Source organism: Clostridioides sp. LIBA-6822 (genome assembly GCF_056688955.1).
Map to the genome: position 1 here is coordinate 3,583,188 of NZ_CP196995.1, position 15,819 is coordinate 3,599,006.

The 15,819-nt window shown below is 26.8% G+C and carries 14 protein-coding genes; 3 read left to right on the forward strand and 11 right to left on the reverse strand.

Going from position 1 to position 15,819, the window contains the following annotated elements; genetic code table 11:
• Position 1: 1 nt before the first annotated feature.
• From ACTG48_RS17010 to pepI, 3 genes are all read right to left on the reverse strand, one after another.
• Positions 2 to 1,132: an ATP-binding protein gene (locus tag ACTG48_RS17010; protein WP_479917472.1), complete on the reverse strand. Its 1,131-nt coding sequence runs from the start codon at positions 1,130 to 1,132 to the stop codon at positions 2 to 4.
• Between the two features lie 11 nt (positions 1,133 to 1,143).
• Positions 1,144 to 1,947 carry a hypothetical protein gene (locus tag ACTG48_RS17015; RefSeq protein WP_479917473.1) on the reverse strand — a complete coding sequence of 268 codons (804 nt, stop codon included), beginning with the start codon at positions 1,945 to 1,947 and terminating at the stop codon, positions 1,144 to 1,146.
• 290 nt (positions 1,948 to 2,237) lie between these two features.
• On the reverse strand, positions 2,238 to 3,119 hold the full coding sequence (gene pepI, locus ACTG48_RS17020) for a proline iminopeptidase (RefSeq protein ID WP_479917474.1): 882 nt from the start codon (positions 3,117 to 3,119) through the stop codon (positions 2,238 to 2,240).
• Positions 3,120 to 3,589: 470 nt separating this feature from the next.
• Between pepI and ACTG48_RS17025 the strand changes: the two genes are divergently transcribed.
• Positions 3,590 to 4,564 carry an aromatic acid exporter family protein gene (locus ACTG48_RS17025; RefSeq protein ID WP_479917475.1) on the forward strand — a complete coding sequence of 325 codons (975 nt, stop codon included), beginning with the start codon at positions 3,590 to 3,592 and terminating at the stop codon, positions 4,562 to 4,564.
• Positions 4,565 to 4,679: 115 nt separating this feature from the next.
• On the opposite strand, the gene ACTG48_RS17030 is transcribed toward ACTG48_RS17025, so the two are convergent.
• The 8 genes from ACTG48_RS17030 to ACTG48_RS17065 all read right to left on the reverse strand — a co-directional run bounded on the left by ACTG48_RS17030 (position 4,680) and on the right by ACTG48_RS17065 (position 13,412).
• The gene (locus tag ACTG48_RS17030) at positions 4,680 to 5,741 is read right to left on the reverse strand and encodes a transglutaminase domain-containing protein (RefSeq protein ID WP_479917476.1); all 1,062 of its coding nucleotides are present in this window, start codon (positions 5,739 to 5,741) and stop codon (positions 4,680 to 4,682) included.
• A gap of 628 nt (positions 5,742 to 6,369) precedes the next feature.
• Positions 6,370 to 7,389: an ATP-binding protein gene (locus ACTG48_RS17035; protein WP_479917477.1), complete on the reverse strand. Its 1,020-nt coding sequence runs from the start codon at positions 7,387 to 7,389 to the stop codon at positions 6,370 to 6,372.
• The gene (locus tag ACTG48_RS17040) at positions 7,386 to 8,063 is read right to left on the reverse strand and encodes a response regulator transcription factor (RefSeq protein WP_021385986.1); all 678 of its coding nucleotides are present in this window, start codon (positions 8,061 to 8,063) and stop codon (positions 7,386 to 7,388) included. The genes ACTG48_RS17035 and ACTG48_RS17040 overlap by 4 nt, the downstream gene beginning before the upstream one ends.
• A gap of 154 nt (positions 8,064 to 8,217) precedes the next feature.
• Complete coding sequence (locus ACTG48_RS17045) at positions 8,218 to 10,125, reverse strand: FtsX-like permease family protein (RefSeq protein WP_479917478.1); 1,908 nt, start codon at positions 10,123 to 10,125, stop codon at positions 8,218 to 8,220.
• Positions 10,126 to 10,878 carry an ABC transporter ATP-binding protein gene (locus ACTG48_RS17050; RefSeq protein WP_479917479.1) on the reverse strand — a complete coding sequence of 251 codons (753 nt, stop codon included), beginning with the start codon at positions 10,876 to 10,878 and terminating at the stop codon, positions 10,126 to 10,128.
• Between the two features lie 159 nt (positions 10,879 to 11,037).
• The gene (locus ACTG48_RS17055; RefSeq protein ID WP_479917480.1) at positions 11,038 to 11,394 is read right to left on the reverse strand and encodes a DUF4180 domain-containing protein; all 357 of its coding nucleotides are present in this window, start codon (positions 11,392 to 11,394) and stop codon (positions 11,038 to 11,040) included.
• 20 nt (positions 11,395 to 11,414) lie between these two features.
• A complete protein-coding gene (locus tag ACTG48_RS17060) occupies positions 11,415 to 11,873 on the reverse strand; it encodes a helix-turn-helix domain-containing protein (RefSeq protein WP_021386031.1) in 459 nt (152 codons plus the stop codon).
• A gap of 339 nt (positions 11,874 to 12,212) precedes the next feature.
• Positions 12,213 to 13,412, reverse strand: a complete 1,200-nt coding sequence (locus tag ACTG48_RS17065) for a S41 family peptidase (RefSeq protein ID WP_479917481.1) — start codon at positions 13,410 to 13,412, stop codon at positions 12,213 to 12,215.
• 354 nt (positions 13,413 to 13,766) lie between these two features.
• On the opposite strand from ACTG48_RS17065, the gene ACTG48_RS17070 reads away from it, so the two are divergent.
• Positions 13,767 to 14,540: a sulfite exporter TauE/SafE family protein gene (locus tag ACTG48_RS17070; RefSeq protein ID WP_479917482.1), complete on the forward strand. Its 774-nt coding sequence runs from the start codon at positions 13,767 to 13,769 to the stop codon at positions 14,538 to 14,540.
• A 14-nt stretch (positions 14,541 to 14,554) separates the two neighbouring features.
• Positions 14,555 to 15,814, forward strand: a complete 1,260-nt coding sequence (locus tag ACTG48_RS17075; RefSeq protein WP_479917483.1) for a DUF1254 domain-containing protein — start codon at positions 14,555 to 14,557, stop codon at positions 15,812 to 15,814.
• Positions 15,815 to 15,819: the final 5 nt, after the last annotated feature.

Here is a 15,819-nt window from a genome sequence, read left to right on the forward strand (position 1 = left end):
ACTATCCCCTTATTAAACTATAAGATTCAAAATATGATTTTACAAACTCTTCATTTTCTATGGCTTTTTTATACACTTCAGTATAACTATTTCTAATGTCCTTCATAATTCCTATCATTAAATCTACAGGGTATACTTTTAAAAACTCAATGAATCTATTAATGTATCGGTTTGATTCATATTTACCCTCCTTCACATTTGATTCTAAGTTTTTTAAGATATTTATAGCTGATAGATAAAGTCTTGTATGACTTTCATTTTTTACTCTTTCTATAATAGACTCATCAATAGATTCTCCTAAAAAAACCTCTTCATAAGATATTAGTGGTTTAGAATCTGATTCAATAAAGCTTATAAACTCTTCTGCAATAACTTTACCTATATTCCCTTTTATAACATTTAAAAATACAGCTCTAGGAATTGAATTATTTTTTTCCTTATAAACTTTATAAATTTTAGATACTCTTTCATAACTTCTAGGAGTTGCCCTTACATCATCTTCATTTATTTTATGAAGATATTCTGGAAAAGTAGAAATAAACTCTATGACCTTTCTTTCAATTCCTTCATCAACTGCCCATTTTAACCATTGTGTATGCTCACTCTCCATATTTAACCAGACAAATCTATTTTCTTGAGCTGCGTCCATGTCCACAACTTGATAATCAAAGTCTGAACCATATTTACTTGATGGGTTCATTGCTGCTAAAATCTTTACATCATCATCCAACTTATATCCATTAATCTCTCTATTTAGAATTAAATTCATAAGTTCTTGTTGCACAGTATGCTCACAACGATTTATCTCATCTATAAATAAAAGAACAATCTTACCTTTAGATATCTCTTCATCAATTTCTCTTAATTTATTATGAACAGCATATACTGTTGTTTTCTTTTCAATCTTATATCCATTGGAATCAACTCCTACATAAGATTCTATAGTTGGAAGGCCTCCTATTTCGCCCTCTTTAAGTAGGTTCCCATCAATAACAACTAAACTCCAATAATTTTCTTCAGCAAGTTTTTTTGCTAAAGCTGTTTTTCCTATCCCACTTTCTCCCACTATTAAGGGAACTTCTCCAGTGGATAATATTAAGTCAACGCTTTTTAATGTGTCTATAAAATTCATTTTTCTCTCTCCTACATAATCTTTAATTTCTCGTCTACAGCGATTTTTTTTGCTGTCTTACTTCCATACTTATAAATAAACATAATTTTATCTATTGTCAGATTTTCACTATTCCTATCTATAACACTACAGTTTAAAAAATCTCTAACATATTTTTCTTCAACATTTTCCTTTGATAATACGTCTTTTAATACTCCCTCTAATTCATCTTTAGATATTTTCTTTATAATATATTTAATCACTAAAATATTAACTTTCAAAAACTCTAACATTTTATTCTTATCTAAATCAGTTATAAAGCCAATAGCTGCTTCATTATTTTTTATAGCTATAATTTCTGTATTATAACTAGGTGATTCTATATATCTTAATGCATCATAACTTATTCTAACTGCCTCTTCTTGTACACTTTCATAAGGCTCTTTTATAAATTTTATTGAATCATAATTTTTTCTTACTGCTAATAATTGCAGTTCTTCACTTGGATTTTTAGCATATTTAATAGCCCATCCTGCTTGATTTATGGCCATCTTAATAACTCTATCAGTTGGATTTTTGATATAGTCTAGTATACTCCACCCCTCATTTACTGCTTTTATCATCATGTCTTCTGTTGGATTATCTACAAATTTAATTGCTCTAACATTATTATCTATTGCTAACTCTTGCATCTCTCTAGTTGGATTATTTATATATTCTAGTACAAGCCCATTTTCTTTGATAGCTAGTATTTTCATTTCATCAGTTGGATTATTTAAAGTAGATATAATATTAGGATTATTTTTTATCATTTCAATAACTCTTGATTTTTCCATAATATGCCTTTCTTTCTATAATTATTTTTATCTCTATACTAATTATAATAATCTATTCCTATTTATATAATTGTTTCTTATTATAATTAATATACTTTTTAAGCAAATTTAAACAGAATAATTATACCAATATATAAAAAAATTTCTAGAATCGAATAAAATTAAATACATATACACAAATATATTTCCACTATTTGTAAAATCAAATAAAAGTTTAGTACTTCTATTAATAATAAAAAAGAGACTAGACAATATGTCCAGCCTCTTTTTTATATAAATTTATATTATTTTTAATCATTAGCATCTAACCACTTAGTTAGAACCTCTATATATTTATCATTTTCTTCAACAAATGGCATATGTCTTGAATATTCAAATAACTCCCATTTACTGTTAGGAATTCTATCATACATAGTTTTTGCAATATATGGTGAACATAAATCTATTGCTCCACTAGTTACTAAGCAAGGTTCTTTGATTTCATGTAATCTATCTGTAAACTCATATCCAGAAAGAGTTCCTGTAGGAGAAAATTCATTTTGTCCCCATCCTACAATATACGCTTCAGAACCTGATTTTTTAGGTCTTCTTAAACATTCTGGAGAATCTTCTGTTACTTCACCTGCACAATACATTTCCATAAATTTTTCTAGTGCATCATTATATTCTTTACTAGAGTAATCTCCAGTATTTACTGCATCAAGCAATGCTTTTTGGTCAGCTTCATCCATATATGATATTCTTCTTTTTTGTTCTTTCTCCCAAAGCTTTGCAGATGAAAGAGTAGATGAAAGAATGTATGACTTAATACCTTCTGGTTTATACTCAATAGCATACCAAATAGCCTGCATACCTCCCCAAGATTGACCTAATAGATGAATTTCTTCAAGCCCTAGATGTTTTCTCAGTTCAATAAGCTCTTTTATCCAAGTGTCCGCATTAAATAACTCAGGATGTCCTTCTACAAATGAATTACCACAACCAATTTGGTCATACATTATTACTTGTCTACCACTCTCAGCTATCTTGTCCAACACTTCAAAATAATTATGTGTAGAACCTGGTCCTCCGTGAAGTAGTACTAATGGCTTTTTCCCTTCAGTGTTTTCTCCTACTATACGGTAATAAGTTTTAAAACCTTCAAAAGGCATATATCCTTCAGTAATTTTCATGTTTATCTCCTCCAATTTGCTATTATGAACAATAATTAAGTTCATTAATATGGCTATTTAAAACTTCTAATACATAATTTATTAATGTATTTTAATCTTTATATCTGCTTTCATAAATAGTATAACATAAAAGAAAAAAATCTCCATACCAAATCAATTATAAAATAACATTAACTATATAATTTTATTTTATGTTAATAATAATAGATATATCTATAGTTATATCGTTCACTAATATAATAGTAATTTCAAATATTATTTCCTCAATAGAGTATAATTATTTTATATTCATTATAATATTTTGTATTCTACAATGTATTACATTAAAAAAAATATCTTTGTGTTTCTATTTACTTATTTTTTTATCGAATTTTACAGTATTTTTTAAATAAAATATTGTTAACTCAATTTCAAATAAAATTGATTTTATGATAAAATTATTTTTATTATATTTTAAAGGAGGTTTGTATTTGAACGATATTGATTTGCTTAAAGTTATAAAGTTATCTTTAGGATGCTCTCTTGCTATATTTATTGCTTGGCTATTAAAATTAGAATACTCAATGGTTGCTGGAGTTATAGTACTACTTACAGTAAAAGACACTAAAAAAGAAACTCTTAAAGGTTTTATTGGAAAGTTTTATGGTTTTCTTTTATGTACTCTTTTTTCATATTTATGCTTTAATATTTTAGGATATAATTTGACTTCATTTTCAATATTTATATTTATAATTATACCACTTTGTTTTTTATTAAATATTCAAGATGTCATTGCTATGTGTGTAGTCATCGCATCCCATTACTTTATTCAAGAAGAAACATCTATTAAGTGGATTTTAAACGAAGCTGGAATATTTGCAGTAGGTACTGGAATAGGTGTCATAATAAACATGTATATTCCAACAAATATACATAAAATCTATGAAGTTCAAAAAAAGTTACAGGAAGAAGTGAGCGTTGTACTTATAGACATTGCAGATATTATTGTAAATCCTAAAAAAGAAAATGAATATAGTAGAGATTTATATACATTAAATTCACTTATTGATAGAAGTATTTCTGAAACTTATGATAATATTAATAATACTTTATTAAATGACACTAGATTCTTCTTAGAGCACATGGATATTATAAAAAGTCAACGGGATATTTTAGAAAATTTGTATAGTTATGTATCTCAACTAAATTCTACACCACCACAAGCTCATATTCTATCTGCTTTCATACATAAGATAGGTTATACCAAATTTGAAGCTAAAACAGGTAATCTACTTCTTGAAGAATTGGATAGATTATTGTTAAGTATGAAAAATCAACCTTTACCTGTAAATAGAATAGAATTTGAAAATAGAGCTATTTTATTCTTATGCTTGACTAAGCTAAAACAGTTTTTAATTAATCGTATACATGCTCAGGAACTTAGAGATAATAATTTTTATAAATAAAAAGAGGAGAAATCCAGCAGTTGACCCAACTACAAAATATCAGATATAATGTTAAATGCGCCCCTAGTAAGAGGGTGCATTGTTTATAATCTATTCTACTGTCATGAGTTAATCATTATTCATATCGAACATACATTACTTGACCAATTCCGTTATTAAGTTTTGGATTAGTGATTTCTATTTTAATAGTTACATCATTTTTTTTGCAGTACTTCGCTAATTCTGCACCAGAACGGTTCTTACCACTAAAATCTAAAGAAAAAGGCTTATCATATTCAAAAGGATATTCAACAGGTTTACCTTCTGGCGCTAATGCAAACATACCATATGGTGTGTTCATAAATCCTATTACAGCATATGTATGCTTTGATGGGTCTAAATTTGATTCCTTTCCAGAAAATGTAATTGTATTTACTGATGAGTTGACTAAAGCACATCGAACACCTTGGTATGTTATATGTTTATTATTTATATCTTCTCCATTTTTTCCAAAATTTCCAACAACTTTTGCCCCTTCTTGATGTGCTTGCATAGTATGCTTACCAGGTGGCGCTGGTTTCTGTGTCTGTTCTGGTTTTGTCGTCTGTACTACTGCCCCAACTTCTGGATATGCCTTCTTGTCAAATGGTAATGGGTGGCTAAGACTCTTATATATGATGTCCTTTCCTGCCGATTTATTAGCATCAATATCTACGTGATACAAACGCCCATCACCAAAACGGATAAGATTCCACTGGTGGTCATTTGATGTACTATGGACATAATAACATTCAATTCCCATAGCGTCACATAAAGCTTTGAAGCTCCTAGCCATTCCAGAGCATGCTCCCTTTTTAGTAACCAGTGTATAGGCAGTATTGGCTCCCTCTGATGCATTCCAGTCAACATATGTTGTGTTATTTTTAATGTGATTATAGGCAACTAAAATCTTAGCATCTGTGGTCATATTCTTTGTGATTTTCTTGTTCATAAAATCCGCTGTTGCTTGTGCTACTGAATTCAATTGTGCTTGTGACAGCTTTGGGCCATATATGCTATTAGTTCCTGTGACATAGCTTTTTGGTGTCTTTGCTGTTACTTCCTTGCCCGTCATACCATAAACTGTCATACTCATACATGAGGTTAAAACTATGGTTGCAATCAATAGTTTGGTAGCTAACTTCCTAATTTTTTTCATACTCAATATTCTCCTTTATAAAATATAGTTACTTCCTATTCCTTGCCATTAATAATGCTCACTTTGGATTTAAAAAGGTGGATTGTCAACATGTAGGTTTCTCCATTCATACGTTCGTGAAATGTTCAAATTTAATGAAAAATCTAGTCGATATTTTCTACATGGTTTGTATACAGTACAACTAGCAAATCAATGCCTTTGCTGTCAGCTTGATAAAATGATGGTAATTAATATATTCAAAACCATTATCATGTAGCAAATGATATTTCTTTTCAATTATTAGTAATGGCAAGAATAAATAGAATTGTCAATAAGAGAGTTAAAGGCAAATTTGTATACACTTTATACAATCTCCACCTAATATTATATCTATTATAATTTTTATATTCAATACAGTTTTTGGAAAAATATAGGATATGTTTATAAAAATACTATATTATGATAAACTTTATTATATTTTATTTATACTATAAATATTATTCATTTAAATATACTGACAAGTTTAAAATAAAAATATTACTGGTCTTTTTTTATTCCAATAATATTTTTATTTTAAAATAGATAAAAATCTTTATAAAATTTATGCAAATATTTTTATCTCTAATATTGTTATAGTCTTTATAATAACCTAACTATTTAGGTTTAAATAATCTGATATATCATAAAAATAGATATTAAAAATTGTATACGAACCATTTTCTGAACATACATCAATGTCATGACCCAAATTATCTATCATTTTCTTTACAAAATATAACCCCATTCCAGTAGACTTATACAGTTGATTTCTTCCATTTGTACCTGTAAAACCTTTATCAAAAATCCTAACTATATCTTCTTCACTTATGCCTATTCCAAAATCTTTTATAGATAATACCACTCCATTTTCTAACTCTCTTGAATCAAACTCAATTTTACCAGCTTTTTTAGAATACTTTATGGCATTATTAATAATTTGGTCTAAAATATATGACATACATTTAGAGTCTGTATAGACATCATAGTCTAGTTTATTTAAACTAACTTCAATGTTATTTTTTATAAGCAAAAATGAGTTATTTTTTACAGCCATTTTTACTAATTTTTCTAATTTAACCTTATTTATAAATACATCTTCAAACATGGTATTACTTCTACTACTATATAAAATGGAGTTAACTAAAAAGTTTATCTTAGCAACCTGATTCTTAATATCTATACTATCTTTTATACTGCTTAACCTATCTGTAATTATACTCAAAGAAGATATTGGAATCTTTATTTCATGAACCCACTTAGCCATGTACTCATCTAATTCTTTTAAAGATTGTTTATAAATTTCTATATCATTGTTATTTTTTATTTTTAGATTTTCTATAATAGCTCTCATTAGATTCTCTTCAAAAGATTGTCCCTCAACCAAATAACCATCTATTTCACCATTATCTTCTATACAATTATATAAACTTTTATAACTATTTCTAAAGCCGATATAATCCACAACAAAAAATAATATTGTTATAAATAGTACTAAAAAATCTAAATATACCAACTCTGCATATTTATTTTTAAATACATCTATAGCAAATAAGTATATATTTATTATACTGACTATAATTAAACAGATGATAATATACTTAGACCTACCTTTTAAATATTTCGCTATCATTGTATTATATATCCTATGCCCTTCTTAGTTTTTATAAAATCATCAAAACCTAATTCTTTAACTTTACTTCTCAATCTATTCATATTTACAGTAAGTGCATTATCTGTCACAAACTCATCATTATTCCATAGAGTCATCATAAGACTTTCCCTTGATACAACTCTATTCTTATTTTTTAATAATAAGGTTAAAATTTTTATTTCATTTTTAGTCAATTCTAAACTTTCATCCTTGTATTTGTGCTTTATAACTCCTCTTCCTGTATCAAATATCAACTCGTCGTAGTACATAATACTACTAGAGTCACTATAATTGTAGACTCTTCTTATTATACCATTTATTTTGGTAACCAATATATCTATAGAAAATGGTTTGGTAATATAATCATCTGCTCCATTATTTATCCCCATTATTAAATCCATGTCAGAATCTCTTGATGATAAAAATATTATTGGTACATTAGAAATAGCTCTAATTTTCTCACACCAGTAAAACCCATTATATAATGGTAAGTTTACATCTAAAAGTACTACATCTGGTTTTTTGTCTACAAATTCATCTAATACTACCTCAAAGTTATTAATTAATTCTATGTTAAATCCCCATTTATCCAATGCAAGAGCAATTTCTTTGGCCAAATCAATATCATCTTCTACTAATAAAATTTTATACATTTGTGTATTCTCCATTATTTTAATATTTAACTATGTTATAAACTATTACTATAATAACATATTTTATTATATAGGTTGATTAACCAAGTTGTTTCGTTAATCAACAAGAAGACTCTTATTAAAAGAATCTCCTTGTTTTTTAGCAATTTATCAGTTAATTTTTATATACTACACGCTTAAACTTACTGACGGATACTGCTCCATATATTATAAATATTATCAAGCATATAACTAAACTTAGTATATATATACCAAATAAATTAGTCATCAATAAATCTCCTGCTAACCTCAATGCAAAATAGCTAGATATTGTTGCACTTAACATTGGTAAAGTATAAAAGATGGCTACTTCTTTAAGTATAGCTCTATTTATATCTTTTTCTGTAGTACCTATTTTTAATAAAATCTTATATTTACCTTTATCTTCATATGCATCACTATATATTTTCATGTAAATTATACTTCCAGCTACAAGTACAAATACTAAGAATAAAAATACAAGCACTACATATGCAAATTTCATCCATCTACCCTCATTTAGACCTTTATATCCATTCTGAATATAGCTATTTTTTAAATTTATATTCTTTTCAAGATTTTTAAACATCATTTGGCTATTTTCTTCTTGATACACTTTTGCTCCGTAAAAATATACTTGTTGTCCCTTATCTCTTAATTTGAAATATGTATCATCATTTACTACTATGATGCTTTGATTGAATCCTGTCCCTAACACTGGAACTTTTACTTTTCCTTTTGAAATATTATATAAATGTCCATCAATGTTTACGTGGGCTTCTTTTGTAGGTATTGATACTATCGTTTGAGGGCTTTTTAACTCTATTACATTATTTCCTTTAACTAGTTTATCACTATATTCTTTTAATTCTTCATCATGACCATTCTCTTTAAGAATACTACTAAAATCTCTATATTTCATTATGGCATCAGTTTTATCATAAATATCCTTACTATCTGTGTTTTCTAAAATTGTTAGTTCTAGATTTACTGAATATTTTATTTTATTAGTATCTTTTATTATATTCTCTATTTTTGTTTTATTCACTTCATCTTTGTTCATTGAAACTATACTGGCAGTATATACATTTCTTTGTTCTTGAGCGTTTTGATGTATATATTTCATTGCAACTGACGCTCCAAGAGTGGATATCGTAGTGGTTATAATTATTGCTATTATAGCATAAGTTTTGTAATTTTTATTTAATCTGTAATTTATATTATTTATTGCTATTATATTATTTCCCTTGAATAATATTTTTTTGTTTTTTATGATAATATCAAATATAACAGGAACAACTGATTTGAATAGACCATAAGTCCCAACTATTATTATAGCTATAACAGGTATTACACTCATTATATTTCCAGTCCTTATATTAGTAGAACGGTAATAACCATATCCTATTACTATAATTGATACTATAGCTAATATATATATACCTATTCCTATCTTTGGTATTTTTTCTTGCTTTTTGGATGTATTAATTAGGTTTATTACACTACTTCTACATATTGTTATAAAGCCCTTTATAGCCATTACCATAAATATAGACATAAATATCAAAGTAGTATATAGTATAGCCTCCATGCTAAGTCCATTAGATACATTTATATCAAATCCAGATAGCTTTATTATCACTACTTGAAAAAATCTAGATGTTATTATTCCTATAACTATTCCTGTTATACAAGAACTTACTCCTATAAGCATATTTTCTACAAAATATATTTTCCCTATCGTATATAGGTCTAACCCCATAAATGATAATATACCAATTTCTTTAGACCTATTTTTAAAAAATATATTTGTTGCATACCAAATAAAGAAAAACAAAAACACTGATAGTATCATTATCACAGCCACCAATACTGATAATGTAAAATTTTTATTTTCTCCTTGTAATACATTTATAGCATCACCATATCTTAATAATTCAAAGTTGGTTAGTACAACTACTGAAAAAACCATAGATATAAAAAATGCTAGATACGTTCTTATATTACTCTTAAAATTATTATACGCAATTCCAAGTATACTCACTTACATGTCACCTCCCATAGAGGCTAACATATCCATAATTTTTTTATAAAATTCTTTTCTGCTACTTCCTTTGTTTAATTTACACTTTATATTGCCATCGTTTATCATATATACTTCATTAGAATAACTTGCAGTTAGGGGGTCATGTGTAATCATTATAATAGTAGCATTATTCTCCTTATTTATTCTTTCCAATGATTCTAAAAGTTCATATGCTGACTTCGAATCTAAAGCACCTGTTGGTTCATCAGCAAATATGACTGCTGGATTTGTAATCAATGACCTAGCTGCTGCACCTCTTTGTTTTTGTCCTCCTGACAACTGATAAGGATATTTATCTAAATGATTTTCTAATCCAAATTTTTTGGCTATGGAAAACACCTTAGATTCTATTTCTTTACTTTTCTTTTTTCCTAATGCTAGAGGAAGTGCTATATTATCCATTAGTTTCATATTATCTAATAGATTATAGTCTTGAAATATAAAACCTATTTTTTCTCTTCTTAGTTTTGAAAGTTCATTATTTTTTACTTTTGATATATTGATTCCATCTAGTATTACATCTCCAGAAGTTTGCTTATCAAGTGTAGACATGAGATTTAGTAATGTTGTTTTTCCTGCACCAGATGGTCCCATTATTGCTATAAAATCACCTTCATTGACTGTAAGTGATATATTTTTTAATACATTTGTTCTAAATCCTTTTATTCCATAATCTTTTGATATATTTTTTATTTTTAATATTTCTTTCATAATAATAGCCTCCAGTTGCTAATTTTTTAATATATATTTATTTTAAAGGTTTTATTTAAATAAATCCTTAAGTAAATATTACATTTTAACTGTTAACATTACACTTTTGTAACATGAACAAGATGGCTATTAAAATATTTGATCTATATCTTTCTACTATCAATTTATATTTAAGATACATTTTTTAGCATCCTCAAAATTACCTACTATTCTAAAATTATTTGATTTATTCAGCTCTAGCATTAATTCTGAAAATCTTTTATTTATCCTATTCTCATCAGCAATAATCCCAACAACTTGTATTCTATAAGTTATAAATTTTTGTAATGCTACACCTGCTAGTCCAGTCTTCAAATTTAAAAACTCATCTGAAAATGAATTATTACTAAGCATCAGATAATTTACACCATGTTCCATACATAGAGATATAATATCCATTATTTCTCCTTCATTATTAAATTTACTATCTAAAAAAATATATTTCTTGTTATTTTCTTCTTTTATCTTATAATTCATTCTTATTCCTCATTTCTGTTTTAAATATTTTCTATTAATATGGATATAGAACCTAACATATCCTCAATAAATTTTATATTTCCCCATAACATAACTCTAAGCCTACTTTCATTTTCATTATATTTCAAATTAATAGTAGAGCCATTTGATATTGAAGTTGGATTATTTACAAGTGCCAAAAGTAAGTTTGATAGACGTGAGTATTCCTTGTTAGAAATACTATTTATGTCAATTACTGTAGATACATTAACCTTTGGAATACACCCTCGTTCTTTAGAGGAATCCAATTTAAATTCCAAACTATTACTTTTATCACTCTTTACATCCATAAATCTATCTAAATCTTCTTTTGATATCCTCCATTGCTTACCGACTTTATTAGCCTTTAATTTCCCATCTTTTATAAATTTTCTTATTGTCTTATGATGCATTTCCAAAGCATCTGCGACTTGGTCTATTGTATAAAACTTTTCCTCCATAGCTACACTTACCTTTCATTTGATAATAATAATATATTAATTTAGGAATATCAAAAAGTCAAATTTATTTTGTATTTTATTGCTTTTTGTTTCCTTTTATTGTATTTTCATATACTTTTATATTTTATGATATTATGATATTTTCTAATAAATCATGATAATACCTCAACTTAGCCTATAAATCAAACTCTACAATAATACACCACTAGAATGAAAAATTTCATAATTAAAAATGCAATTTAAAAAGATTTAAAATCTTTTCAAATTGCTTTTCATAGTATGTTTTTACATTTTTAAATTCCAATACTTCAACCACTAAAGTGATACTTAAAAGGCTACCTAGTAAGTAATATTTTCAAGTTCTAGTACCTTTTTTATACAATTATCATCTTTAAAATTTGCAGTTCTTTCACAATCTTTCACTTTAAAGTTTGGAATAGTTTTAAATTCTTCATCACATATTCCATTCTTATTTAAATACATACAACTCGCCATTCTGACTATCAGACCACTATTTTTTAAGTTAAACAACACAGGGTCTATACATCCTCCATCTCCTCCAGTAGCTTCACCTACTAAAGTTGCAAATTTAGTTTCTTTACAAAACATAGCAAGTGACTCTGATGATGAATATATTTTTTTATCTACAAGTAAGTATATATTACCTTTAAATTTTAAATCATTTTTAGATTTTATGGTATAAGAAGTATTTTCGAAGCCATTAAAATTTTTCATAATTTCTTCTGGAGCATTTTTCTTTACACTTGTTGGCAAATTTTCTATAGGCTCTAATTTTATATTTCTTACATTAGTGTATTTTTTTACTATTTCATTATTATTTCTATAAACTCTATATCCATCTATTTTGACATCATCTTTTATAAGTTTAGATACAATTCCTTGCCAATATCTATCACTTCCTCCTGAATTTCCTCTTATATCAATAATTAGAGCTTTATGCTTTTCTAAAGTGTTAATATAGGTTTCAATTTCCTTTAAATCATTATCTATAGCTCCATGCTTTGATGACATTGATGGTAGATACATGTATCCTACTTTCCCTTTGATTACATCTTCTAAAATTAATTCTTTTTTTACAAAAATATCATTTGGCATTTTTATCTTAGGATTTATAGAATCATATCTCACCACAACTTTTTTATCATTAAGAAAATCATACCAATCATTATTAGAATATGATTTCTTAAAAAGCTCATATCGTTTTTTATTATCAATTAACTCTGTATGTTTATTATTTAATTCAGATAATATAGATGACATTTCTTCTATAAATTCCTCATCATTTTCAGTACTCTTTATTCTTTTTATATAATCTTCCTTATTTTGTAACCAATCAGTATTATTAAGTCTTTTATTTACATCTAGATAAGGATATCCTGTTTTTATAACATTATATACATATTTAAAATCATCTACTTTTTCTTCTTCAGATAGTTGATTTTTTTGTGAATAAGTAGAATTACCTAATAAAATTATAAATGTTAAAATAATTACTAAAAACAATATTTTCTTTTTCATATAATTCTCATCAACTTTCAAATTTTATATTTTAATACATTTTACTATCATAAATATCTAATAATCTTATTATAATTCATATATTAGTTAGACATCTTTAGCATCTTAATATTCTTATCGTAAATAGAAATTACTATTCTCCTCTTTTTTAATTTACTTTAATTCAAAATGACTTTAGACAAATCAAAATATACTAGTCAAATAATTACTACATTTTATCATATATCTATATTATTTGTAAAAATAGATATATTATTTTAAATTTAAACCTCCTTAGAATAAATTATTTTACTATTTTAGGGCAAACTTACTACCAAGAAATCAACATAAAACTCAAGAAAAGGAGAGATACATATGGTGTTTTTTATAGTAGGATTTATAGCCTCTATTATAGGTGCAATTTCTGGACTTGGTGGCGGGATTATCATAAAACCAGTACTAGATGCAGTAACTGAACTAGATGCTTCAGTTATAAACTTTTTATCAACATGTGCAGTATTTACTATGTCTTGTTCTGCTGTTACTAAACATATTAAATATAAAACTAAGTTTGAAAAGCCTACGACTGTATTACTTGGAATGGGTGCAATTTTAGGTGGTTTAATTGGTACTGAGATATTTGAACTTATAGTTGATTTTATTAACAAGGATAGGTTTATAAAGCTAATTCAAAACGGACTCCTTTTATCTTTATTAGTAACTATATTAGTATACATAAATCTACCTAACAAAAAACAATTCCACATAAAGAATCGTATATTTACACTTTTACTTGGATATACTTTAGGAATGATTTCATCTTTTTTAGGAATAGGTGGAGGCCCTATAAATATAACAGCTCTGACATTATTTTTCTCAATGAATTTAAAGAGTGCATCTGTTAACTCAGTAATACTAATACTATTCTCACAAGCTTCAAAAATAATAACTCTATTAATTTCAAAATCAATACCTTCAGGGCTTGAAGTATCAATGTTACTTTGTATAATTCCAGCTGCAATATTAGGAGGACTATTAGGTACAACTATTAATAGAAAAATAAATAAAAATCATTTAATCATTGCTTATAATTCAGTCATGTTATTCGTTATAATGACATGTCTGTGGAATATAATAAGATTATTTTAAAGGAGAGGCTCTTAATGAATAAAACTAATTTACTTGAAACAGTTCAAAATGCTTATATATATGGATATCCAATAGTAGGGATGTATGAATTACTCTATACACAAGTTATTAATTCAAAAACTAAAACAACAAATTTTAATGAATTTGCTCATACTGTTACTGTAGCATCACCAAAAACATCCTTTATCCCAGCACCAAACAATGATACAACATATTCAAGAGCTTGGTTAGACTTACGTGAGCAACCAGCAATAATAGAAGTTCCAGATACTAATGATAGATACTACTCTATACAGTTATTAGACTTATTTACAGAGACAATTACTAATATTGGTAGAAGATTAACTGGAACAAAATCAAATAAATTTACTGTTATTGGACCAGGTTGGAATGGTGACTTACCTAAAGATACTCATATAATTAAAAGTGATACACCTTTTGCATTAGCATTTTTAAGAATTCTTATCAATGATAAAAATGATATTCAAGAAGTTAAAGATATACAAAGCAAGTTTAAAATACATAGACCTTCTGAAATGTCTAATAAAACACATCATGATAACTATGATACTAAATATTTACCAATATATAAAAATTCAAATTACTATGAATTCTTTGAGACCCTTAATAGCATACTTTTATTAATTCCATACTTAAAAACTAGGACAAACATACTATCATCAAGACAACTAAAAGAAGTTCCTGATGATATATTAAATGAAGCTTGTGATAGTGCAAAAAAACTTATTAATGAAGGTGGCTTAGCATTTGGAGAATCCCATAACTTCTGGAGAATTGCTCGAAAAGGCATTGGTAATTATGGAGAGGATTATTTACAACGTTCAATAGTTTGGCATAAAGGTGCTTTAGCTAATCAACCAGAAGAATCTTTATATCCAAGTATTTTTCAAGATAGTACTGGTCAATTTTTAGATGGAAATTTCGACTATGAGCTAAAGTTCAATAAAAACGAACTTCCTCCCGTAAGCCAATTTTGGTCATTAACAATGTATTTATTTAAAAATGCATTCTTAGTAGATAATGAGATTGACCGCTACTCTATTGGAGACCGTACAAAAGGACTATTTTACACTGAGGATGGTTCACTAACTATATATATACAAAATAAACCACCAAAAGATGAAAATAAAATATCAAACTGGCTACCATCCCCTAAAGAGAAATTTTACATGACACTAAGGTTATATGGTCCAAGTAAAGATGCCATTTCGGGTAAATGGTTACCTCCAGTTGTTACTAGAGCAAACCAGTAAATTTT